This is a genomic window from Chryseobacterium paludis, assembly GCF_025403485.1.
Classification (GTDB): Bacteria; Bacteroidota; Bacteroidia; order Flavobacteriales; family Weeksellaceae; genus Chryseobacterium; species Chryseobacterium paludis.
On the sequence record NZ_CP099966.1, the window covers coordinates 3,075,001 to 3,098,079 of the forward strand.

Here is a 23,079-nt window from a genome sequence, read left to right on the forward strand (position 1 = left end):
CGACTAACCCTCAGCTGATTAGCATGGCTGAGGAAACCTTAGTCTTTCGGTGAGGGGGTTTCTCGCCCCTTTATCGTTACTTATGCCTACATTTTCTTTTCTGTACGCTCCACAATGGCTCGCGCCACTGCTTCTGTGCAAACAGAATGCTCCCCTACCAGATGTACATAAGTACAAATCCATAGCTTCGGTAATATGTTTATGCCCGATTATTATCCATGCCGGACCGCTCGACTAGTGAGCTGTTACGCACTCTTTAAATGAATGGCTGCTTCCAAGCCAACATCCTAGCTGTCAATGCAGTCCAACCGCGTTGCTTCAACTTAACATATATTTGGGGACCTTAGCTGTTGGTCTGGGTTCTTTCCCTCTCGGACATGGACCTTAGCACCCATGCCCTCACTGCCGTAGAACATTTATTAGCATTCGGAGTTTGTCAGGAATTGGTAGGCGATGAAACCCCCGCATCCAATCAGTAGCTCTACCTCTAATAAACTTATATACGACGCTGCACCTAAATGCATTTCGGGGAGTACGAGCTATCTCCCAGTTTGATTGGCCTTTCACCCCTACCCACAGGTCATCCGAAGACTTTTCAACGTCAACCGGTTCGGTCCTCCACTCTGTGTTACCAGAGCTTCAACCTGCCCATGGGTAGATCACAAGGTTTCGCGTCTAATCCTACTAACTATACGCCCTATTCAGACTCGCTTTCGCTCCGGCTCCGGACCTGAAGTCCTTAACCTCGCTAGTAAAATTAACTCGTAGGCTCATTATGCAAAAGGCACGCCGTCACCCAACATGTGGGCTCCGACCGCTTGTAGGCGTACGGTTTCAGGTTCTATTTCACCCTTCTATTCGAAGTGCTTTTCACCTTTCCTTCACAGTACTTGTTCACTATCGGTCTTTCAGGAGTATTTAGCCTTGGAGGATGGTCCCCCCATATTCAGACAGGATTTCACGTGTCCCGCCCTACTCATTTATCATCAAAATATACCTTTCAAATACGGGGCTATCACCCTCTATGGCTGTTCTTTCCAGAACATTCTTTTAAATATATAAAGACTTTTGGGCTAATCCGCGTTCGCTCGCCACTACTTACGGAATCTCTTCGATTTCTTTTCCTCCGGGTACTTAGATGTTTCAGTTCTCCGGGTTTGCTCCTCTTACGAGGTGACTGGTCTTCAACCAGCCGGGTTGCCCCATTCGGACATCTCGGGATCAATTCGTGTGTGCCAATCCCCCGAGCTTTTCGCAGCTTACCACGTCCTTCGTCGCCTCTGAAAGCCTAGGCATCCGCCATACGCCCTTAACGATTTCTTTCCTAATTATTAATTAGTTCAGTATTTTTTGCTCAGCATTGCTGCCAAGCTATTTTTTGTAAACTCAAACGCTTAATTGCGCTCGGTTTTCTCTTTGTGATATTTTTACCGTTAATGTCAATGATCTTAATGTCTTTCTGCTTGTCTGATGAATGAATATTTGTTTTGGCTCTATTCATTATACTTTTAAATCAGACTCACAAAACTGTGGAGAATAAGGGAGTCGAACCCTTGACCTCCTGCGTGCAAGGCAGGCGCTCTAGCCAGCTGAGCTAATTCCCCCTCTAGTCAGACTTCAGATTACAGATTACAGATCCCAGAATTAAATCTGATCCCTACCATCTATTATCTTCCCGTCTTTTTCAATTAGTAGTCTCGGGCAGGCTCGAACTGCCGACCTCTACATTATCAGTGTAGCGCTCTAACCAGCTGAGCTACGAGACTGTCTTGTTAGACTTTTAGATTAAAGACTCCAGATATCAGACCTCATTGTCTTTCTTCTTTTATCTTTCATCTTGCCTCTCTTCCCTATACTAATTTCTAGTGGGTTTTGTATTTTTATATATATAATCAACCAAATAAAAAACTAAAGCATACTTTAAGTAAGTACATGATACACTTAAGTATCTTTAATTTTGTTTATCGTCCCGAAAGACGCTCTAAAATGAGATGTTCCAGCCGCACCTTCCGGTACGGCTACCTTGTTACGACTTAGCCCTAGTTACCTGTTTTACCCTAGGCAGCTCCTTTTACGGTCACCGACTTCAGGTACCCCAGACTTCCATGGCTTGACGGGCGGTGTGTACAAGGCCCGGGAACGTATTCACCGCGCCATGGCTGATGCGCGATTACTAGCGATTCCAGCTTCATAGAGTCGAGTTGCAGACTCCAATCCGAACTGAGACCAGCTTTCGAGATTAGCATCCAGTCACCTGGTAGCAGCCCTCTGTACTGGCCATTGTATTACGTGTGTGGCCCAAGGCGTAAGGGCCGTGATGATTTGACGTCATCCCCACCTTCCTCTCTACTTGCGTAGGCAGTCTCACTAGAGTCCTCAACTTAATGCTAGCAACTAGTGACAGGGGTTGCGCTCGTTGCAGGACTTAACCTAACACCTCACGGCACGAGCTGACGACAACCATGCAGCACCTTGAAAATTGTCCGAAGAAAAGTCTATTTCTAAACCTGTCAATTCCCATTTAAGCCTTGGTAAGGTTCCTCGCGTATCATCGAATTAAACCACATAATCCACCGCTTGTGCGGGCCCCCGTCAATTCCTTTGAGTTTCAAACTTGCGTTCGTACTCCCCAGGTGGCTAACTTATCACTTTCGCTTAGTCTCTGAATCCGAAAACCCAAAAACGAGTTAGCATCGTTTACGGCGTGGACTACCAGGGTATCTAATCCTGTTCGCTCCCCACGCTTTCGTCCATCAGCGTCAGTTAAGACATGGTAACCTGCCTTCGCAATTGGTGTTCTAAGTAATATCTATGCATTTCACCGCTACACTACTTATTCCAGCTACCTCTACCTTACTCAAGACCCGCAGTATCAATGGCAGTTTCATAGTTAAGCTATGAGATTTCACCACTGACTTACGAGTCCGCCTACGGACCCTTTAAACCCAATAAATCCGGATAACGCTTGCACCCTCCGTATTACCGCGGCTGCTGGCACGGAGTTAGCCGGTGCTTATTCGTATAGTACCTTCAGCTTTCCACACGTGGAAAGGTTTATCCCTATACAAAAGAAGTTTACAACCCATAGGGCCGTCGTCCTTCACGCGGGATGGCTGGATCAGGCTCTCACCCATTGTCCAATATTCCTCACTGCTGCCTCCCGTAGGAGTCTGGTCCGTGTCTCAGTACCAGTGTGGGGGATCACCCTCTCAGGCCCCCTAAAGATCATTGACTTGGTGAGCCGTTACCTCACCAACTATCTAATCTTGCGCGTGCCCATCTCTATCCACCGGAGTTTTCAATATCTAATGATGCCATCAAATATATTATGGGGTATTAATCTTCCTTTCGAAAGGCTATCCCCCTGATAAAGGTAGGTTGCACACGTGTTCCGCACCCGTACGCCGCTCTCAAGATTCCGAAGAATCTCTACCGCTCGGCTTGCATGTGTTAGGCCTCCCGCTAGCGTTCATCCTGAGCCAGGATCAAACTCTCCATTGTATGTTTGTCTGACTCACTCAAAGTTATTTTACGCTTTAGTTTTTCCTTACTTGGTTGTTATATTATTTTTCAATGATCTCTCTTCTTCCGCTTTATACCGTAGCCTCATTTTCTGTCGTTTGGGCTACTGATTTGCGAGTGCAAAAGTAAATGTTTTTTTTGATGTGACCAAATTTTTCCGAAAGAAAATTTAAAGTTTTTTTAGTAACCTTAACCTCCATATCTTATTCAATCTCATACTCTCCTGCGCTCCCTTAATTGGGACTGCAAAGATACAAACTTTTATCAATTATCAAAATAAAATATTATTTATTTTTCTAACCTTCAGTCCTATTTACTTATCGTCTGCGCTACCTACTATCTCTCGTTTTCAGTGGGGCAAAAGTACATCTTATTAACACTACAATCCAAACTTATTTAACATAAAATTTACTTTTAATTCATATTTACTTTTAACTCCCTGAATTACAAGAACTAAAATTTTAACCCTATTTGCAAAGAACTGCCATACTGAGCTTGGGAATTAAGTAAAACCCAGTAGGCAGCAGGAGTCAGGTAAGAAAAATTAATGCTATAAAAGAAAAACAGAAGGTTTCGAGAGGGGAAATGGGAAAATTTCATTCAGAAATTAAAAAGAAATATTTTAAAAAGGCATATAGTAACAATGAATTGTTCTTCTAGTATACTATATAATAGATATAGTATTGAAAATTCTTTACTCTGTACTACTAGCTTGTTTCTATTAAGTGTACTGAGAACCGGCCAATCATAAATAAACCCCGAACTGAGCCGGGGTTTATTTATCTAACCTCTAAGAAAGAGGCTTATGAATTTTTTATTACTCTTTATCTAGTTTAATATAAATAAGACTTAAAAATTCTGCAAATGATTTCTCTAATCCTACAATATCTCCTGACTTTAAATTTAAACCACCTACTCCAGTATTATCTGATCTTACTTTTAAAGCAGATACTTGAAAATACTGATTTGTTTCGTTTGCTTTGGGTTGTACTTTAATGGTAGAACCTAAGAGTTTTTTAGTAGATATTGTATAAAGATCTCCCGGTACTGTTTTTATTATGAAAAAAGACCTCGGAGACAAGGTATAATCCTTCTTATTGACACTTATTCTTTGTTCTTTATCTGACGAAGCAAATAAATACAAATATCCTGTTTGTGAAATGAACTTTTCTTTGGGTAAATAGTACAAGCTCAATTTGTAATTGGAAGGGTTAAAAGCCTGCGGAGATCCATCCACATTTTCAAAGGGTTTTATCGAAATTGCATTTGCCCCTATTTCTTTTGCTTTTTTAAATATTAAAGAAAAAGTGCCTGCATCATCTTTTGAAAAACCCTGTACTTCAACTTCCCCTAAGTATTGAGCATCTTTTATTTCCTCATTTATTTTAAATAAAAATTTATCTGTGTTATCGCTTGTCTTTTCAACTTTAGTTAAGTATACATTCTGTGCACTAAAAAACTGAAGCAGTAAAAGAAAAATAAAAGTTAAAAGGTTTCTCATATCGTGTTTTATTATTGTAAAAGAATATTTACACATTCTTCCAGGCTGTTTTCCCAATGTTTTGGTTCTATTTTATACACTTCTTCTATCTTGTCTAAACACATAGTACTTCTTTTTGGCCTTTTCGCAGGCGTTGGATACTGTTCTGTGGTAAGAGAATTTAATTTGATTGAAGATTTAGAAAACTCAGCAATCTTTTTTGCAAATTCATACCATGTCGTCTCAGGATAATTTGAAAAATGAAAAATTCCAAAATTTAACTGAGGGTTTCTAACAATATCCATAATAGCCTCTGCTAAATCATTGGCATTTGTTGGCTGTCCAAATTGATCAGCTACAATTCCCAGTTCGTCTTTTTGTGAAAATAAATTCAGCATTGTTTTCACAAAGTTCTTATTAAACTCTGAATATAGCCAAGAGGTTCTTAGAATAATTGTTTTTGGATTGATCTCCATTGCTAATTCTTCCCCTTTCAATTTAGATTCTCCATATACTCCGATTGGATTTGTAAAATCATCTTCAGAATAACATAAATTCGTTTCTCCATCAAATACATAATCAGTAGAAACATGGATTAGAACGGCCTTATGATCGTAACATGCCTGAGCGAGATAAGCAACCCCATCAGCATTGACAGCAAAAGCCTTTTCTTTTTCTTTTTCGGCAAGATCTACAGCAGTGTATGCTGAAGCATTAATACAAAAGTCTGGTTTGCTATCATAAAAGAAAGCTTCAACCTGCCCTTCATTAGTAACATCTAAAGTTTGAGAGTCTGTGAAAATAAATTCATAATCACTTTCAAAATCCGGAGCAATTTTCTTAATACAATTCCCCAGTTGACCGTTACTTCCAATAACAACTATTTTTTTCATTATGAATTTTTTGCGTTTTGAGATCTTAAAAACTTAACTCTTGATTGAAAATCTTTCTGTTCTAAATCAACATAGAATTTATGGAAAATTTCTTTAACATCTTCAGGATGTATGTCAGACTTTCTTGTTTTAACATTAAAATAAATAACAGTAACCCATAAAACAGCATGAATTGTATTTTCGTCAAGACTCTTCATTAATATTTCAACTTTAGCAGTTCTATCCTGTATATCGATCGTCTTGCTGCTTATTACAACCTGAGTATTGTATCGCACTTCTCTTAAGTATGCTATTTCGTTTTGTATGGCAATCCAGGTACAACCAGTTTTCTTTGTATATTCTTCATAGGTAAAACCATAAAATGTTTCCACATGATCTTCTCTGGCATTAAACATATAATCCAAATATTTAACATTATTCAAATGCCCTATTGGATCGCAATCGCTGAATCTAACTTTGACCGTGGTTGATACTTCTTTTTCCATTTGGCAAAAATAAAAAAACCACCCCTAAAAGAGGTGGTTAGTTTTATAAATGTTTGTTAATTTGTTAAATTATTGAACACCTAATTCTTTTTTTACTGCTGGAGTAGCATCTGGACCTCCTTTGTAAACAAACGCAGAAGAGTTTGCATCCATGATAAAGTCATATCCGTTAGCTTTAGCAACTTTAGATACAGCTTCGTTAAGTTTTTTCTCAATAGGTTCATAAGCAAGATCTTGTTTAGCAACAAAATCTTTTTGAGCTTTATCGTTCATTTGCTGAATTTCTTCTTGCATTTTAGCTAATTCACCTTCTCTAGCTTTGTTTTCGTCGGCAGTTTTCTTAGGAGCCTCTTCAGAATATTGCTTTAATTTAGCTTGTCCTGCATCTGCTTTCTTTTTGATCTCTGCTTGCTTAGTATCTAAGAAAGTCTTTAAATCAGCATCTGCCTTTTTCTTTTCAGGCATTGCATTAAGAACACCTATAACATCTAAAGTAGCAATTTTTTGAGCTTTCGCCATACCTACAGATACAACCATCATTACTGCTGCAAATAATACACTTAATTTTTTCATAATTGGTAAATAAATAATTTAATTTGTTTTTAGATTTTTAATTTCAGTAAAAGTTAATTATAAAGATTACTTTTTACTTCTCGTATTAGTTTTTTCTTTTTTTTCTGTTGAAGTTCCTTTCAACAATATTGTTAATACTTTATCTGTATAATCATACCTTGGTAGTAGGAAAATAACATTATTATTATTGCTTTTATCAAGAACTATGCCCAATCCATTTTTCTCAGACATTGTTTTAACAGCGCCCCATATTTGATCCTGAAAAGGTTCAACGAGGTTAGATCTCAATTTTGTAATTTCTCCATTAGTCCCAAAACGTAAACTTGTAGTGGTTTTAATGTTTTTATCCAGATCCATTACTTCCTTCTCTCTTAATTTCAACTGATCCCCTACCAATAAAACTCTTTCATTTTCAAAGGCAGATCTTTTCTTTTCATATTCAGAATTTAAATTCTGAAGTTCTGATTGCCAAGTATCAATCTGCGAGTTTAATCTTGCTTCAGCTTCTTTATATTGTGGAAGCTTATTTAAGATATATTCTGTATCAACAACTCCAATTTTTTGGGCATTGCTAAAACCGAAAAGCAAAAATAATACAAATGTGAAAATGATTTTAAAGTTTTTCATATCGTGAATTATAATGATTGGTTCATCAAGAAGTGTGTCTTCCAACCTGAAGGCTCTGATCCATTAATTGGTTTATCAAATCCATAAGCAAAGTCAAATCCAATTAAACCAAATGCTCCCATATAAACTCTTACCCCTACCCCTACTGATCTCTTAAGTTGGAATGGATTGTAGTTACCCCATGAATTCCAAACATTACCTCCTTCCGCAAAAGTTAAAGCATAAATTTTAGCTGTCTGATTCAATGAGATCGGATATCTTAACTCTAGAGTAAATCTGTTATAAATTGTACCCCCTCCTTGAGGAGTAATATCTCCTTGGCTAGGATCTCCACCATAACTAGAGGCATTTTCATACCCTCGTAATGGAATTAATTCTCTACCATCATATCGTCCTCCAAAAAGTCCGGTACCTCCCATATAGAATCTTTCAAAAGGTGGTGCTCCCAATTGTTTGTTATACCCATCCATGAACCCCATTTCTGCAGAAGATCTAAGTACAAGTTTTCCAGCAATTTCGTTATAAACGTCAGCTTTGAATTTTATCTTATAAAATTCCATCCATTTATACTTATCCGTTGGAGTCATTGTAGCATAATTCTTATTCGTAAACAATGAATAAGGTGGAGTGAACTTTCCTGAAAGTTCGATATTAGAACCCATTGTAGGGAATATAGGATCAATACCAGCAGAGTTTCTGCTTAACCCTATATTTAAACTTAAGTTATTTGCAGTTCCATAGTTTTCTTGGGTTCCACCAAAATCAAATGGATAGTTCTTAAAATCATATTTCTGATATTGGATACCAGTATACAAAGAGAAATAGTCATCTGGCCATTTAAGTAATCTATTCAAACCAACAGAAGCTGAGAAAATATTCAATCTTGAAGCATCAGTACTCGTACTCGTAATAGATGTGCTATATCTAACAATTGAATTATTAATACTTACAGAAAGTGCTGTAGGCTTTGTTCCAAATAACCAAGGTTCAGTAAATGAAACTCCATAATTCTGGAAATACTGTCCAGCTTGAGCCTGAATAGACAATGTCTGCCCATCTCCCTGTGGTACAGGTCTGAAATCTTTAAACTTCAGGAAATTCTTTAGTGAGAAGTTATTAAACGTTAGCCCCAAGGTTCCAATAAAACTATTTCCACCATAACCGGCTTGTAATTGTACTTGTGATGATCCTTTTTCAACTAATTTCCAATTAACATCTACAGTATTATCTTGTTGGTTAGGCTGAATATCCTGACCAATTTGTTGTGGATCAAAGAAAGACATCCCTGCTAAATCGAAGTAGGTTCTTTTGATTTCAGTTTTCTTAAATAACTCTCCAGGTTTTGTTCTTAACGCTCTAAGGATAACATGGTCATGGGTCGTTGTATTTCCCTGCCATGTAACTCTATTCCAAGTTGCCTGCTCTCCTTCATTTACCCTAATTTCCAAATTAATAGAATCACCTGAAACAGATTTTTCAACTGGAGTTACATTAGAAAATAGGTAACCGTTATTCATATATACCGATTTGATATCTGAATCATCTTCTTTACCACCATCTTCACCAACCTTTTTGTTGAAACCTACAGCATCGTAAATATCTCCCTTCTTGTACCCTAAGAGTCTTTGTAAATATTCAGTAGAGTATACCGTGTTACCAGTGAAAGTAACATCTCCTATATAGTACTTTTTACCTTCTTTTAATTTTACGTTAATTTCGTAATTATTTCTTTTATTTCTCCAAACAGAATCAGATACAATAGTTGCATCTCTATATCCTAAAGAGTTATAATAGCTTATTAAACTTTGTTTGTCCTCTTGATATTTATCTTCAATGAATTTTGAAGATTTTAAAATACCACCGATACCAAATCTTTTTTGTTTCGTTTCCTTAAAGGCTTTATTTCTAAGCTTAGCATCACTCACACTTTCGTTTCCTTCGAACTCAATGTGATCGATCTTTACTCTTTTACCTTTTTCTACATTTATCGTCCAATCTACTAGAGCAGGGTCATTTGCATTTACTTTATCCTGAATGGATATTTTTGCATCTGCAAACCCTTTTTTAATATAATCTTTTGGGATATTTGTTTTAAGGCTTGAAACTAAATTTTGTGTAATTTTTGTTCCTGGCTTAAGGTTATTATCTTTCGCCATTTTTTCACTTTTAGATTTGCCAATTCCCCTTCCGGAAAATTTAACTTCTCCAAGCTCTTTTAAGTCCTGCAAGTAAAATTTCAAAACTACCGTTTCTCCTTCAATACTTTGAACGTAAACCTCTACTTCAGAAAATGATTGAGTATCCCAAAGCTTTTTGATAGCATTGCTAACTTTTTGCCCGGGGATATCTACACTTTCTCCTTTAGATAATCCTGTAAATCTTAAGATTTGTGCAGGTGTATACTTTTTAACCCCATCTACAACAATGTCTTTAAGAACGTAGGTTCCTGCTTGGTTTTCTGCATGCACAGGGTTATTCACTTTTGTGCTATCCTGTGGAGTTACCTGTCCATAAAAATGTGCAGAAGCAACAAACATGATGATGGGTAATAGTCTAAACTTCATTTTATCGTAGTCTTTCTTTTCTTAAAATTTTACTGGATTTTTATTTGTTCGCCGGTTAGGCCATATCGTCTTTCTTTGTTTTGATAATCTACAATACATTGAAAGAAAATATCTTTTGTAAAGTCTGGCCATAGAACATTTAAAAACTGCAGTTCTGCATAGGCGATCTGCCAAAGGAGGAAATTGCTAATTCTTGTTTCACCGCTAGTTCTTATAAGTAAATCCACTGGTGGAAAATCCTTTGTATAAAGATAGTTTTCAAATAATTTCTCATCGATATTCTCTACGTCTACCTTTCCTTCTTTTACATCGGAACTTATATTTTTCACGGCATTCAGTATCTCATTTTGAGAGCCATAGCTTATTGCTAGTACTAAATTTCCTTTTGTGTTTTCTTTTGTTAATTCTACCACTTTAAGCAATTGCTCTTTTACAAGTGATGGCAGTTTTTCTAAATTACCAATAACATGCATTCTTAAGCCTTTACTGAAAATCTCCTCAGCCTCTAACAATAATGTTTCTGTAAGTAAATTCATTAAAGTATTCACTTCATTAGAAGGGCGATTCCAGTTTTCCGAAGAAAAGGTATACAATGTTAAATATGGGATATCAATCTCATTACAAGCATTAATTGCATTTCTTACTGCATTAATTGCATTTTTGTGGCCAAAAGTTCTTTCTTCGCCACGAGATTTGGCCCATCTTCCGTTACCATCCATAATGATAGCAACATGCTTTGGTAAATTCTCTGAATTTATTTTATCTTTAATCAACGACATATTAATTACTCACAATAACATGGAGGTCTACCAAAGGAGAATGTAAGACCTAAACTAAAGGTATTCATCCAGTCTTTGGATTTAGTGTCTCCAATATTCCTATCTCTAATAAATGCAGTCTCTCTTTCTTTAGAAACAGCGTAATAATCTCCGGTTTGTAATAAAGACCCTCCGGTGGCAGGGTTTAAAATGTCTCCATTATAAGTAGATACTACATCTTTAGCCACTACTTTACTATGATCTAACTGATCTGTTAATGTATATCTAAATGTAGCTTCTGCAAATATTGCCCAGCTATGATTAAACTTATATTTCAATCCTACTCCAAAAGGAATGTGCATTGTTACTTTTTTGCCAAGTGAATATTCAGCTTTTGTTGTAAAGTCCATTTCATTAATTGGAGCTTGAGCCACACCATCTGCATCTCTTTTAAAATCATTAACAAGAGTAGCTTTAGGGGCGTCAAACATTAAACCTCCAATTCCTCCAAAGATATATGGACTTACCATACTTATCTGCTCATTATTCACAGGAAAAAAATTATATTCAAACATTAAACTAGCTTCATATACATTATTTTTCCCAAATGAGTTTCTGTTTCTTCTATAATCTTCTTTTGCTGCTTTATCACTAAACTGAACCTGATTATATCCTAAATCTAATCTAACAGTTTGATAGGGGTTAAAATTAAATCTATATAGAATACCTCCATAAAATGGAACTCCCCAATCTGATGCTCTGCTTAAATCCAACGGCTTTTGTAAAATATAACTCGTACTTCCTATATCACCCACTAGGTTACTCATACCTAGACGAACTCCCAATTCGTTTCTTTGTGCTTTCACACTCACCAATGTTCCAAGGACGGCAAGGAAGCTAAATAATAATTTTTTATTCATAAAAGAATATGGATTTATGGTTATTTTAAAATTTAATTTTTGCAAATATAAAACATTTTTATATTAATGATATTCTTAATGTTTAGTTAAAAACAAACAAAAAAACATAATTTGTTATAAAGTAAACGACAAAGTGCCGAAAATATTCTTTTTTTAATAGATTCAATAAATCTGATCTACAATAAACCCCCATTAAATGAGGGTTCAATGTATTATTTTTTATTAAATATGGTTTGTACCTTATTTCTTATTTTTATTAATAGTGGTTCTTTATAATTTTTATCTTCATCAAAATATCCGTACCCGTATCCATAACCATATCCATATCCGTATCCTTGCTTTATGATGTAATCGTTATAAACAAGACCTAAATTCTCAATTTCATTATTATGGTATTTTTCTGTAATCATCTTAAGCATATATTTCTCTGTATATTCATGACGAACCACATAGATATTGGTGTCCGAATATTTCATCAATTCATAAGAATCCGCCACAAGGCCTACAGGAGGGGAATCTATTATAATAAAATCATATATATTCTTGAGTTCTTCAATAAATTTAATATTCTTATTACTCATCAATAATTCAGATGGATTAGGTGGAATAGGTCCGGAAGTAGCAACATCCAGATTAGGAATATTTGTTTTATTAATAATTTGATCAATAGAAACTTCACCAGTTAAATAATTTGAAATTCCATATTTATTATCAATCTTAAAATCCCCAAAGATCTTTGGTTTTCTTAAGTCCATTCCTAATAAAATAGTTTTTTTATCACTTAGTCCAAGAACCGATGCAAGATTAATTGAAACATAAGTTTTACCTTCTCCACCAATAGACGACGTAATAAGCACTACCTTGCTTTTCTCATTTTCTCCGGATAGGAATCTCATATTTGCTCTTATCCCTCTAAATGCCTCCGAAACTGAAGATTTTGGCTGATCCAAAACAGTAAGCATATTTTCGTTGTTATTGTTACCTACCACTCCAAGTAGTGGAATTTTGGTTGCACTCAGTAATTCTTTAATATTTCTTACTTTATTGTCTAACAATTCTCCAATCAAGATAAATAATAAAGGCAGGAGTAATAACCCACCCATAATAAGAAGCTTAGTTCCTTTTATATTGGGTCCGATCGGAGATTGTCCCACATTTTTTGCAGGGTCAATCACAGAGATATCAGACTGATTGGTTGCCATTCTCATTTTAGTTTCATTCTGTCTTCCAAGTAAACTATTATAGGTAGCTTCAATCATATTATATCCCCTTTCTGCATCTAAATATCTTCTTTCTTTTTCAGGGTAAGCTTCAAGATCAGCATTAGCATCAGATACCTGCCTATTAATTTTATTGATCTCAATATTATATCCGTTATAATAGGTATTTAAAGAATTGGAAGAGCTTAGTTTGGCATCGCTGATAAGCCTGTTGATTTCTTTCATAGGCTCCGAATTCGGTGTATAAATTGTCGCCATCTCTCTTCTTTTAAGATACAATGCTTTCAGTTCGGAGACGGATGCTGAGAACATTCCATCATCAAAACCTGCGGCACTCGTGCTGATCATTTTATCAAAGTTCTGTGTCTCCAGAGTATTCTTGATCGTATTAAGAGAGCTTATTTTGCTCGTTAAGTCTGCTTTTTTAGCTTCTAAATCTTTGATCTTCGTTAAAGATTTTTCATCCCTATCTTTAATATCATATAATTTTTCTGAAGTTTTCAGGTAATTAAGAACGTTCGCACTCGAATCCAGTTTTTTTCTTATTCCTGTAAGATTATCCTGCAGATAGGTATCCGTATTTTTATCTACCGTAATTTTATCCAACAATCTTTTCTTCTGTAATTCACTTACAGATTTATTCAAAAAGTTAACTGTTCCGTTTAGATTAAGACCCGTTTTGGTAATAATCATAATTGAGTTGATTTCTTTGTCAAATTCAACTCCGATAGTAGAAACAATACCATTAACAGACTGATTTACTGTACTAAGGTTAACGATAATATTTTCTAGTTTTATACTTGGAGTCCCAGGATTCTGAAGTAATCTAAACTTTAAATTTGGAGCCGTAAACCACTCGCCTACTTTTATTATTTTATTTGCTGGCTTTTTGTAACCTTTAATATTTTGAAAACCTTCCAATTCGTAATTATACAAATTTGTTGATTCACCTTTTTCCGGTAGTATGACTTCGTATGTATTACCACTTTTAGGAATAAAAGTGATCGGATAATCCATCTGCTGTAGATGTTTCTTATCTATTTGTACAAAAACCGGTGAATCATCTTTATCGAGGTATGTAGATTTAATAGAACCTTTAGTTGAGTAATTTACAAATAGGTCTAATTCTTTGACTAAAAATTCATTGTGAGATCTCGACAAAAGCATTTTCTTCAAATAAATTCCATCTTGATTCCCTCCCTGTCCCCAAATAAAGTTAATTGATTGATTGGGCGTAAAATAGCTCGATGTATTATTGGAAACACTTAAGGATAGGTTTGAAGCGTAAATATTTTGTGCGTAATATTTCCCATACATCCAAGAGATACAATACCCAATTAATAGCATCAGAACAAACCAATACCAATTTTTTAATATTCTTCTTAAAAAATGTTCAATATCAAATAACTCAAAAGATCCGCTTTTGTCTTTTTGAGAATTATTTTTCTCAACAGTAGTTTCTTTTCCTGGAATCATGATATTAAAGTCTTGTTAGGATTAAATAAACTGACAACGCTGTAGTAATCAACGAAATCCCTGTTGTTATTGTTTGTACCGGGTCTTTACCCAATCCATTCAAGCTTTTTCCTCTTGTATTAAGATAAATTTCATCACCATTTTGTACATAGTAGTACGGCGAGTTCATTACATCTTCACGGGTTAGATCTATTTTGGCAATTTTGATTCCTTCCGGCAGCTTTCGATGAATAACCACCATTTTTCTGTCTACACTTTTATTTAGCCCGCCATTGATTGCCAAAGCCTCAGTGATTGTAAGTGTATTTTTATGAGTTACTTTCTCTCCAGTAATACCAACTGCTTCGGTATCTCCAAGAATGTAATATGTAATCCCATCTGTATTTAATCTTACCTGTGATTTTCCATCCTGAAAATTTTCATTTACTTTTTCCTGAATTTCTTTGGTAATTTCTTCAATAGTTCGTCCTTCTGCCTTGATGTATCCAATTCCAAAAACATTAATTTCTCCGTTCGAATCTACTTTCAATCCGTTAAAATAGAAATTGGTATTCCCACCACCATTACTTCCAGTACGTCCTAAAGTAGCTGCGGCATTAGCATTAACACCTGGAGCGACTGTGCTTCCTGAGGTATTTAGCGTAGAATAAAACTGTGCGGCATCCCCTTTAGGTGTTGTTACAATATTCAGATTTAATATATCGTTTTTTGTGATCCTGTAAACAGGAATATTGTAAGGAACAAGGCCTTCTTCATTAATCACAAGATTTTCATTGGGCTGCATATATCTTACATCTTTTTTTGTAATACAAGATGTAATAAAAAAAGGCAGTATTAAAAAGAGGGATAGATATTTAAAATTTCTTATCATAATCAAATGTTGTTCTACAAAAATAAAAATTTAATCGTTACTTCCTATTATTTCTCACGCTATAAATAAAATCGGGCAAATAAGCACCAGTAAAGCCTAATACGACAATAATCAGTAGCAAAAGGTTTACATTTAAATGTCTAAACCAGTAAGCAATTGTTACTATAAATAAATAATAGACTACTATATAAAATCCAGACCTCCTATGCGTCAAATTGAGTCTTAGTAGCTTATGGTGTATATGATTTTTATCTGCGTCAAATGGTGATTTCTTATTCCATAGTCTAACAATAATCACATTCAATGTGTCCACTATGGGTAAAATTAATATAGCAACGGCTATAGCTGGTGCAGATTGTAAATGATATCTTGGCACTTCCGGGAGTTTCTTATCAATAAATATATCAATAAAACAGATACTTGTGAATGCAAGCAAAAATCCGAGTAACATGGATCCGGTATCTCCCATAAATATTTTATTGGTCCTGTAATTAGAAAGATTATAATATAAAAATGCTAAAACAGCTCCAATTATTACTACTGACAATACAACCAAAGGGTAATTGTATTCGCCTAATCTATAATAGCTTATACCAAATAAAGCACTGCATATTACTGAATATCCTCCCGCCAGACCATCAATCCCATCGATCAGGTTGAACGCATTAATAAGAATGATAAAAGTTATAATACTAAAGATAATACTTACTGCATATTCTAATTCGTAAATACCAAAAATACCAAATAAACTTCTTATTCTGATATCTGAACCTGTAACAATAAGGGCTGATACAATAATTTGTGCAACCAGTTTTTTATAAGCCCTCATTACAACAATGTCATCCATTACCCCGATATACAGGAGAATAAGCAAAGATGCAAATAGAAATTTGTAAAGATCAAATAGTTCATATGCAAAAACAGAAGTACAGATTCCAATGGAGTAGAAAATAGCAATTCCGCCAAGATTTGGAATTTTTCTCAGATGAGAACTTCTCACACCTGGCTCATCCATAAGATTTTTTCTTCTGGATATTTTAATAATTGTAGGGATGGAGAAAAACGTGATTAAAAAAGAGAATAAGAAGCCTAATCCTATTTTCACGTAAAAAATAGAAATATCCATCTCGCTTAAGAACAATTCAAAATTCTTCATTTTTTTCTGGTTAAGTACATTACATTCTCGGCAAGAATTATTACAAGCCCGTTCTAAAATATAGCACGGAATTTTTAATACATCGAAACGGTAGTACTTACATTTGTGTTTACATCAATTTTCTTATCAATCTTTTTTGTCCTGCAAAAAATAACAGATAAAATAACTTTTTTTTCAGTGGCAAATATAAAATATAATTCTTACCAAAACGACTATAGTACAATATATCTTTAATTTTAATGTCTCTTTTAAGTATGAAAAGCTTTAACTGGTCAGCCATTTTATAAAAAGTATCGGTACTTTTAACGAACGCCAGATAAGCTAAAAATGTGTACACTCCTTCCAGGATCTGAAAGTTTTTCAACTCCTTCCTCTTTGTTGAATATTGGGATTTCTCAAATGCAGACTCAACATCACTCACTGCTTTTAAGATATCTAATCCTTTTTCTGTATGTGTTTTACTGATCGAATCTGTCCGTTCCAGATATTGATAATGGAAATTTTGAGTCTGTGCCAATATCCTACACTCCAGTAGAAGCTGCGGAATAAGCTGGATATCTTCGAAATGAATTCCTTTTTTAAATCTTTTCTGAGCAAAAAGTTCTTTTTTAAATAATTTATTACAGGCAAAATAACTTAGATCCGAAAAAACTGAAAAGTGATCTTCCAATATAATTTTTTCAGGCATATTGGGAATTTGTGTCAGCTTTTGTGTAATATTTCCATTCTCATCTACTTTTTGAATGTTACAAATTACCATTTCAGCATTGTGTCTTTCTGCTAAATACAACATTTCTTCAAACATTGTTTTTTTAACATAATCGTCACTATCTACAAAGCCTATATATTCGCCTGTTGCTTTATTAAGTCCAAAATTACGGGCATCACTTAAACCACCATTCTCTTTTTGATAGGCTTTTAATTTTTCTGGAAATTTCTTAACGTATTCTTGAATAATTTCTTCAGAATGATCTTTACTACCATCATTTACAATGATAACTTCAATGTTTTGAAGAGTCTGACTAACTAAAGAAGTAAGGCACTTTGCTAAATAATTTTCAACATTATAAACAGGGACTATGATAGAAACTTTTGGGGGAACAAGATTTGTCATATATTAAATTTTCGTCAGTCTTGCATTTAACCAGCCTTTTTTTGCTTCATCAAAATCTTTTCTTGAACATGGAATACAATTATCAATGTTTTCATCATCCCCAAAATACCATAAATTACTAAATGTATCTCTTTTAAAAGCATACTGATGATCATCAATAAGGACGTAAAACATTTCGTAATGCCTTTCTTTTGGGTGTGAATTCTGAATGTTGATTCCTTCGATCAGATACCAGATCATTTGTGCTAAAAGCTGGTGATTGAGCTGATTTTCTGAGTATATATTATAATTAAAAATCCCAACAGATTTCAAATTTTCGCTCAAACCAATTTCCTTCATATAAGCACATATCTCTCTCCTGTTTAATCCATTTACCTGAGGGTTCATTGAAAAAGGATCAGTAAAACTTTCGATAGCATCACAATTTACAGTAACTAAATCTGCTTTTCTAAAGAAGGGCTCTGTTTTTTCGGTAGTATTCATCATCTCCGCTAAGCGAATAATATCAAACTCAACTTCTTTGATTAATTTTACAGAGTCCATTTCATTCAAATGCTTCTGATACCCCAAATGATGATAATTTTTAATTGAGAAATTTTTAGCGCCTAAGATTTTACTCAAAAAAGTATGTTCATTGATACTCTCTCCTTGCTTAAGAGAAATTATATTACTGATTTGTGTGTAGTTAATATTTTTCTGATGAAAATTTAACCCCGAAAATAAGGAAAAAGCGAAATCATTCGACCCTCCTATAATTACTGGAATTGCTCTTTTATAATGACATGCAGATAGCACTTCCTGTAAGATATAATGAGAATCCTGAACTGATTTACCAGAAACAAGATCTCCCAGATCTATCAACGGGATTTCAAAATCTAATTGAGAAAGTTTATAAAACTCTTTTCTTATTGCTGTAAAATCCTGCACCTCCGCTTCACCGTTCGCTCCTCTGTAATCAGAAACAAACAAGAGAACAATGCTGTCTTCTTTTATTTCCTTCTTGATCTGATTTCCGATCTGCCAGCTTTCTGTTTTGAAATTTCTTGGTGAAATGATAAAATCTTCAAAATCCATTTATGTAATTAATCTAAATTATTTTACTTCTATAATATTCCATTCAACTTTCCAAATTCCAAATTCAACATTCATATTTTTGAATAAACATAAGGAAATCTTGATTTGTTACTCTTACGTAATAGATGTTTATAAGCTTTTTTTGCAATTAATATTTTTAATATACAGTTTCTAACTTTGCTTTTCACTTCATAATAAATCTATCACCTGAAAATAAATATATTCGTCTTAACCTTACGGGTAAACTAAATATCATATTTTGTAGCTTCCCTGATAAAGTAACATAATTTCTAATTTGTAATCTTTTTCATCAAAATATATTTCTCACAAACATACAAAAAACCTCATCAAGTAAAAACCTCGAAGCACATTTGTGCATGAAAAAACCGTTAACACACCATATTAACGGCTCCATATATCACATTAGCATTACTGCTTTTTTTAGACTTCTTTTTGATTGTTATAACAATTTTTCCTCTTTAATCCTGGAGCTTACAATTTCAAATATGAAAGAAGTTGAAGTTTCAAATTTCCCACCTTGTGTTGCGCCCACTAAAAATTTAGGTGTTTCCCCGTCTTTATCCATCAAAAGCATAGGACGTTCCAATCTCCCAAATCGGTTTAAGTTTTTTGGCGGGGTAGGCTCCTGAATATAATGTTGCATATTGAGATAAGCAATTTCCGGTTGTGACCAATGAAGTCCGTCTATTGTTGTTAAATGTAAACCATACTCATGATTGAAAAACCCCATATCACGTGCTATCATATGATATTTTCCGTTTTGTTTCCAGACAAAAGCATCTTCCAACTGCACATTATTAGGTAATGATGAGAAATCAATTACAGGATTTGAAGACACCTTTTCGTAAGGTCCCATTGGAGAATCAGCCTTTGCTAATCCATATTTTCTATTACCTCGTATGGAACCTTTTTGAGTTTCATATTCCTGAGTATTCCATGATTTATAAAACAGCCAATATTTACCATCATTCCCTTTTACAAAAGCAGGATTTGTAGTACAATGATCATCCCAGGAACCTTTTTCACCGGGAAGAAGTAAAGGATGTTCGGGTCTGGCCCAATCTCCGTCGAGATTTTTTGAAGTAGCAAGTCCTATTCTTTTAGTATTTGTTTTACCATTTGAATTCCCCATAAAGAACAAATAATATTGACCTTCTATTTCTTTGACCAAAGGATTGTGGCAAGTCGTTGCATCCCAAAATTCACCACCTCTTGGAGCCAAAACAACTTGTTTGTGCTGGAATTCAGCAAAAGGAGAATCCGCTTCTGCACGGCAAATTTCAGAACTATTTAGCCAACCACCCATTCCTTTTTCTTTTTTCCATCTGGAATAAAAAAGATGAACTTTTCCATCTTTACCCCAAATTGGACAACTGCACCAAATATAATATCCTTCCAAAGAAAATGATCGCCCGATTGGTTTTAAACTGAAATAGGGCTGGTTAGAAAAATCAGATAAATCTGTAAATGACGAACCCAAAACCATAGCCAAGATTCCCAATGCTGAAGTTTGTAAAAAATCTCTACGTGTGATATTTTTGCAATCGCTCATGCTGTCTATTTAACAGCTAATTTAATACAACCATTTAAATAGAGTATCCCGTACTTTGATGGTTTATTCTTTCTTTTGAAATAATCATTAAAATAAAAAAGGCACGGATTACGAATCCGTGCCTTTAAATATCTTCGAGCAATTTATTTCTTTTTAGCAACTGTTTTCTTTGCAGCCGGTAATTTTTTTGTTGTCGTTGTTTTTTTCGCAGCGGGTTTCTTTTTTTCTGCAAAAGCTTTAGGATCCTGATCTGTAATCCATTTTTTCACCTCATCTAAAGAAATTTCTTTCAAATCTTCAGCATCATATTTTGTATCATCTTTTTTCTTTGGTATTTTGAACATTGCTTTTCCAAATTTAATAAATGGACCCCATCTACCATTTTCAAGAGATATTTTTTCTTTTTCCCACTGCTGAATATATCTATTTGCTTCCTTTTCTAATTTAGCATCAATTAATTCGTTAATATCACTTTGAGAAAGATTATCAAAATCATATTTCTTAGGAACATTCACAAAGATGCTTTGATATTTAATGAAAGGCCCAAACCTTCCTGTTCCCTTTGTTACAGGCTCTCCTTTATAAGTAGCAATCGGAGCATCTGCTTTTTTCTTTTCTCCAATAATTTCTTCCGCCCGGTTTTGATCTACAGAAAGTGGATCTTCACCTTTTGGAATACTGATATAAGTTTCACCCCATTTTACATAAGGTCCAAACCTACCAACACCTACAGAAACAGTCTGATCCTCAAAATCTTTTAAATCAAAAGGTAATTTAAATAGTTCCAATGCATCTTCAAGACTAATTGTCGCAATATTCTGACCACTCATCAACGATGCGAAAGTAGGCTTTTCCTCATCTTCGGTTTCACCGATCTGAATCATTGCCCCAAATCTTCCGATCCTTGCATGAACGTTCTTACCTGTTTTAGGATCAATTCCTAATAATCTATCTCCATTAGCACGGTCTGCATTTTCTTCGACATCTGCAATTCTAGGGTGGAATTTGGAATAGAAATCGATCATCATTTCTTTCCACTTTTGTTCTCCATTAGCAATCTCATCAAAGCTTTCCTCCACTCTCGCGGTAAACCCATAATCTAAGATTTCTTTGAAATGATCGATCAGGAAGTCATTTACAACTTCTCCAATATCTGTGGGAACAAATTTATTTTTATCGCCACCAAACTTTTCATCAAGTATTACTTTTTTGATCTTGTCTTTAACCAAGGTCATTTTTACTACTTCACGCGTTTGTGGTTCTATTTCACGTTTATCAACATATTCACGATTTTGAATAGTTTGAATTGTTGGTGCATACGTTGAAGGACGGCCAATTCCTAATTCTTCAAGTTTTCTTACCAATCCTGCTTCTGTATACCTTGCACTAGGTCTAGTGAATTTCTCAGTTGCATTAATTGTTTTATAGCTTAAAATTTCTCCTACTTTTACTTTCGGAAGTAATTTCTCATTGTTTTCTTCATCTTCCTCTTCGGTTTTCACAATGCCATAGGCCTTTAAGAAACCATCAAAAATAATAACCTCACCTTGTGCTTCAAAATTCTGAGGCAGAACAGGATTTCCTATTTCAATAACTGTTTTCTCTATCTTGGCATTTGCCATTTGAGAAGCTAGTGTTCTTCTATATATTAACTGATAAAGCTTGTTTAATTGTGCATCCCCAATACTTTTAACAGCGAAGTCGGTTGGACGAATTGCTTCGTGAGCCTCCTGTGCTGATGCTGATTTAGTGGTATAATTTCTTGGAGAAGAATATGCTGCTCCATATTCCGATACAATCTGCTTTTTGGAACCTTCAATTGCTTCCTGAGAAAGATTTACTGAGTCGGTTCTCATATAGGTAATGTACCCTTCTTCATATAGTCTTTGTGCAAGACGCATTGTATTGGTTACATTATATCCTAATCTTGATGATGCTTCCTGTTGCAATGTAGAAGTCGTAAAAGGAGCCGAAGCAGTGCGTGTTCCGGGTTTTGTTTCAACATTCAGAACTTTAAATTCCGTAGTCTTAGCTTTTTCAAGGAATTTTTCAGCTTCATCTTCTTTTTCAAAATCCTTTTTAAGTTTTGCAGCAATTTCCTGGTCTCCACTATTTAAGAAAATTCCGTCCAGCTTAAAACTTGCTTTAGGAGTAAATACTCGTATTTCTTTTTCTCTTTCAACAACTAATCTCACAGCAACCGATTGAACTCTTCCTGCAGATAATCCTGGTTTTACTTTCTTCCAAAGAACCGGAGACATTTCAAAACCTACGATCCTATCCAAAACTCTTCTTGCCTGTTGTGCATTTACTAAATTTTGGTCGATATCTCTTGGATTTTCAATGGCCTTTAGAATCGCATTTTTAGTAATTTCGTGGAAAACAATTCGTTTTCTGTTTTCCGGTTTTAATTTTAATTCATCTGCCAAATGCCATGCTATAGCCTCACCTTCACGGTCTTCATCGGAAGCTAGCCAAACTATTTCAGCTTTCTTTACGGCAGATTTTAATTCTGTTACCAATTTCTTCTTGTCAGCAGAAACTTCGTAATCAGGACTGAAGGTCTCAAGGTCAATACCCATTCCTTTTTTAGGTAAATCACGGATGTGACCGAAGCTGGATTTTACTTCGAAATCTTTTCCTAAATATTTCTGAATAGTTTTTGCTTTGGCCGGGGACTCTACGATTACTAAATTTTTCGACATTCTAAAATTTTTGCAAAAGTAAAGCTTTTTTATTAGATAGGTTTTGTTACATCTGTTTAATTTAAAAA

At 34.8% G+C, this 23,079-nt stretch carries 15 protein-coding genes, 2 tRNA genes and 2 rRNA genes (1 of these 19 only partly in view); all 19 read right to left on the minus strand.

Features of this window, described 5'->3' with window-relative positions; genetic code table 11:
• A 23S ribosomal RNA gene (locus NG806_RS13895) occupies positions 1-1,323 on the minus strand (it extends 1,431 nt beyond the left edge of the window).
• Positions 1,324-1,530: 207 nt separating this feature from the next.
• Positions 1,531-1,604, minus strand: a tRNA-Ala gene (locus NG806_RS13900).
• An 88-nt stretch (positions 1,605-1,692) separates the two neighbouring features.
• Positions 1,693-1,766: transfer RNA gene (locus NG806_RS13905), tRNA-Ile, on the minus strand.
• A 218-nt stretch (positions 1,767-1,984) separates the two neighbouring features.
• A 16S ribosomal RNA gene (locus NG806_RS13910) occupies positions 1,985-3,501 on the minus strand.
• The 16S and 23S rRNA genes sit together here with 2 tRNA genes alongside, the layout of an rRNA operon.
• Positions 3,502-4,339: 838 nt before the next feature.
• Positions 4,340-5,023 (minus strand): hypothetical protein, encoded by a 684-nt coding sequence (locus NG806_RS13915; RefSeq protein ID WP_261510152.1) that lies wholly within the window; start codon positions 5,021-5,023, stop codon positions 4,340-4,342.
• Between the two features lie 11 nt (positions 5,024-5,034).
• The gene (gene rfbD, locus NG806_RS13920; RefSeq protein ID WP_261510154.1) at positions 5,035-5,895 is read right to left on the minus strand and encodes a dTDP-4-dehydrorhamnose reductase; all 861 of its coding nucleotides are present in this window, start codon (positions 5,893-5,895) and stop codon (positions 5,035-5,037) included.
• Positions 5,895-6,380 (minus strand): acyl-CoA thioesterase, encoded by a 486-nt coding sequence (locus NG806_RS13925; protein ID WP_261510155.1) that lies wholly within the window; start codon positions 6,378-6,380, stop codon positions 5,895-5,897. The genes rfbD and NG806_RS13925 overlap by 1 nt, the downstream gene beginning before the upstream one ends.
• A 69-nt stretch (positions 6,381-6,449) precedes the next feature.
• Complete coding sequence (locus tag NG806_RS13930; protein ID WP_261510156.1) at positions 6,450-6,953, minus strand: OmpH family outer membrane protein; 504 nt, start codon at positions 6,951-6,953, stop codon at positions 6,450-6,452.
• A gap of 66 nt (positions 6,954-7,019) precedes the next feature.
• Positions 7,020-7,580 (minus strand): OmpH family outer membrane protein, encoded by a 561-nt coding sequence (locus NG806_RS13935; RefSeq protein WP_261510157.1) that lies wholly within the window; start codon positions 7,578-7,580, stop codon positions 7,020-7,022.
• A gap of 8 nt (positions 7,581-7,588) precedes the next feature.
• Positions 7,589-10,144, minus strand: coding sequence for an outer membrane protein assembly factor BamA (gene bamA, locus NG806_RS13940; RefSeq protein ID WP_261510158.1), 2,556 nt, complete (start codon positions 10,142-10,144; stop codon positions 7,589-7,591).
• Between the two features lie 29 nt (positions 10,145-10,173).
• The gene (locus tag NG806_RS13945) at positions 10,174-10,923 is read right to left on the minus strand and encodes an isoprenyl transferase (protein WP_261510159.1); all 750 of its coding nucleotides are present in this window, start codon (positions 10,921-10,923) and stop codon (positions 10,174-10,176) included.
• 5 nt (positions 10,924-10,928) lie between these two features.
• Positions 10,929-11,822 carry a type IX secretion system protein PorG gene (gene porG, locus NG806_RS13950; protein WP_261510161.1) on the minus strand — a complete coding sequence of 298 codons (894 nt, stop codon included), beginning with the start codon at positions 11,820-11,822 and terminating at the stop codon, positions 10,929-10,931.
• A gap of 212 nt (positions 11,823-12,034) precedes the next feature.
• A complete protein-coding gene (locus NG806_RS13955) occupies positions 12,035-14,518 on the minus strand; it encodes an exopolysaccharide transport family protein (RefSeq protein ID WP_261510162.1) in 2,484 nt (827 codons plus the stop codon).
• Between the two features lie 4 nt (positions 14,519-14,522).
• The gene (locus NG806_RS13960) at positions 14,523-15,389 is read right to left on the minus strand and encodes a polysaccharide biosynthesis/export family protein (protein ID WP_261510163.1); all 867 of its coding nucleotides are present in this window, start codon (positions 15,387-15,389) and stop codon (positions 14,523-14,525) included.
• 37 nt (positions 15,390-15,426) lie between these two features.
• Positions 15,427-16,545, minus strand: coding sequence for a glycosyltransferase family 4 protein (locus NG806_RS13965; protein WP_261510164.1), 1,119 nt, complete (start codon positions 16,543-16,545; stop codon positions 15,427-15,429).
• A gap of 109 nt (positions 16,546-16,654) precedes the next feature.
• Positions 16,655-17,659 (minus strand): glycosyltransferase family 2 protein, encoded by a 1,005-nt coding sequence (locus NG806_RS13970; RefSeq protein ID WP_261510165.1) that lies wholly within the window; start codon positions 17,657-17,659, stop codon positions 16,655-16,657.
• 3 nt (positions 17,660-17,662) lie between these two features.
• Complete coding sequence (locus NG806_RS13975) at positions 17,663-18,733, minus strand: formimidoylglutamase (protein WP_261510166.1); 1,071 nt, start codon at positions 18,731-18,733, stop codon at positions 17,663-17,665.
• A gap of 460 nt (positions 18,734-19,193) precedes the next feature.
• The gene (locus NG806_RS13980; protein ID WP_261510167.1) at positions 19,194-20,306 is read right to left on the minus strand and encodes a family 43 glycosylhydrolase; all 1,113 of its coding nucleotides are present in this window, start codon (positions 20,304-20,306) and stop codon (positions 19,194-19,196) included.
• A 143-nt stretch (positions 20,307-20,449) separates the two neighbouring features.
• Positions 20,450-23,011, minus strand: coding sequence for a type I DNA topoisomerase (topA, locus tag NG806_RS13985; RefSeq protein WP_261510168.1), 2,562 nt, complete (start codon positions 23,009-23,011; stop codon positions 20,450-20,452).
• Positions 23,012-23,079: the final 68 nt, after the last annotated feature.

Excerpts from the sequence above, each read along its gene's own strand:
- NG806_RS13915 (WP_261510152.1), bottom strand. The coding sequence starts at position 5,023 with ATGAGAAACCTTTTAACTTTTATTTTTCTTTTACTGCTTCAGTTTTTT.
- topA (WP_261510168.1), bottom strand. The coding sequence starts at position 23,011 with ATGTCGAAAAATTTAGTAATCGTAGAGTCCCCGGCCAAAGCAAAAACT.
- porG (WP_261510161.1), bottom strand. The coding sequence starts at position 11,822 with ATGAATAAAAAATTATTATTTAGCTTCCTTGCCGTCCTTGGAACATTG.
- NG806_RS13945 (WP_261510159.1), bottom strand. The coding sequence starts at position 10,923 with ATGTCGTTGATTAAAGATAAAATAAATTCAGAGAATTTACCAAAGCAT.
- NG806_RS13930 (WP_261510156.1), bottom strand. The coding sequence starts at position 6,953 with ATGAAAAAATTAAGTGTATTATTTGCAGCAGTAATGATGGTTGTATCT.
- bamA (WP_261510158.1), bottom strand. The coding sequence starts at position 10,144 with ATGAAGTTTAGACTATTACCCATCATCATGTTTGTTGCTTCTGCACAT.
- NG806_RS13925 (WP_261510155.1), bottom strand. The coding sequence starts at position 6,380 with ATGGAAAAAGAAGTATCAACCACGGTCAAAGTTAGATTCAGCGATTGC.
- NG806_RS13975 (WP_261510166.1), bottom strand. The coding sequence starts at position 18,733 with ATGGATTTTGAAGATTTTATCATTTCACCAAGAAATTTCAAAACAGAA.
- NG806_RS13970 (WP_261510165.1), bottom strand. The coding sequence starts at position 17,659 with ATGACAAATCTTGTTCCCCCAAAAGTTTCTATCATAGTCCCTGTTTAT.
- NG806_RS13980 (WP_261510167.1), bottom strand. The coding sequence starts at position 20,306 with ATGAGCGATTGCAAAAATATCACACGTAGAGATTTTTTACAAACTTCA.
- rfbD (WP_261510154.1), bottom strand. The coding sequence starts at position 5,895 with ATGAAAAAAATAGTTGTTATTGGAAGTAACGGTCAACTGGGGAATTGT.
- NG806_RS13935 (WP_261510157.1), bottom strand. The coding sequence starts at position 7,580 with ATGAAAAACTTTAAAATCATTTTCACATTTGTATTATTTTTGCTTTTC.
- NG806_RS13960 (WP_261510163.1), bottom strand. The coding sequence starts at position 15,389 with ATGATAAGAAATTTTAAATATCTATCCCTCTTTTTAATACTGCCTTTT.
- NG806_RS13955 (WP_261510162.1), bottom strand. The coding sequence starts at position 14,518 with ATGATTCCAGGAAAAGAAACTACTGTTGAGAAAAATAATTCTCAAAAA.
- NG806_RS13965 (WP_261510164.1), bottom strand. The coding sequence starts at position 16,545 with ATGAAGAATTTTGAATTGTTCTTAAGCGAGATGGATATTTCTATTTTT.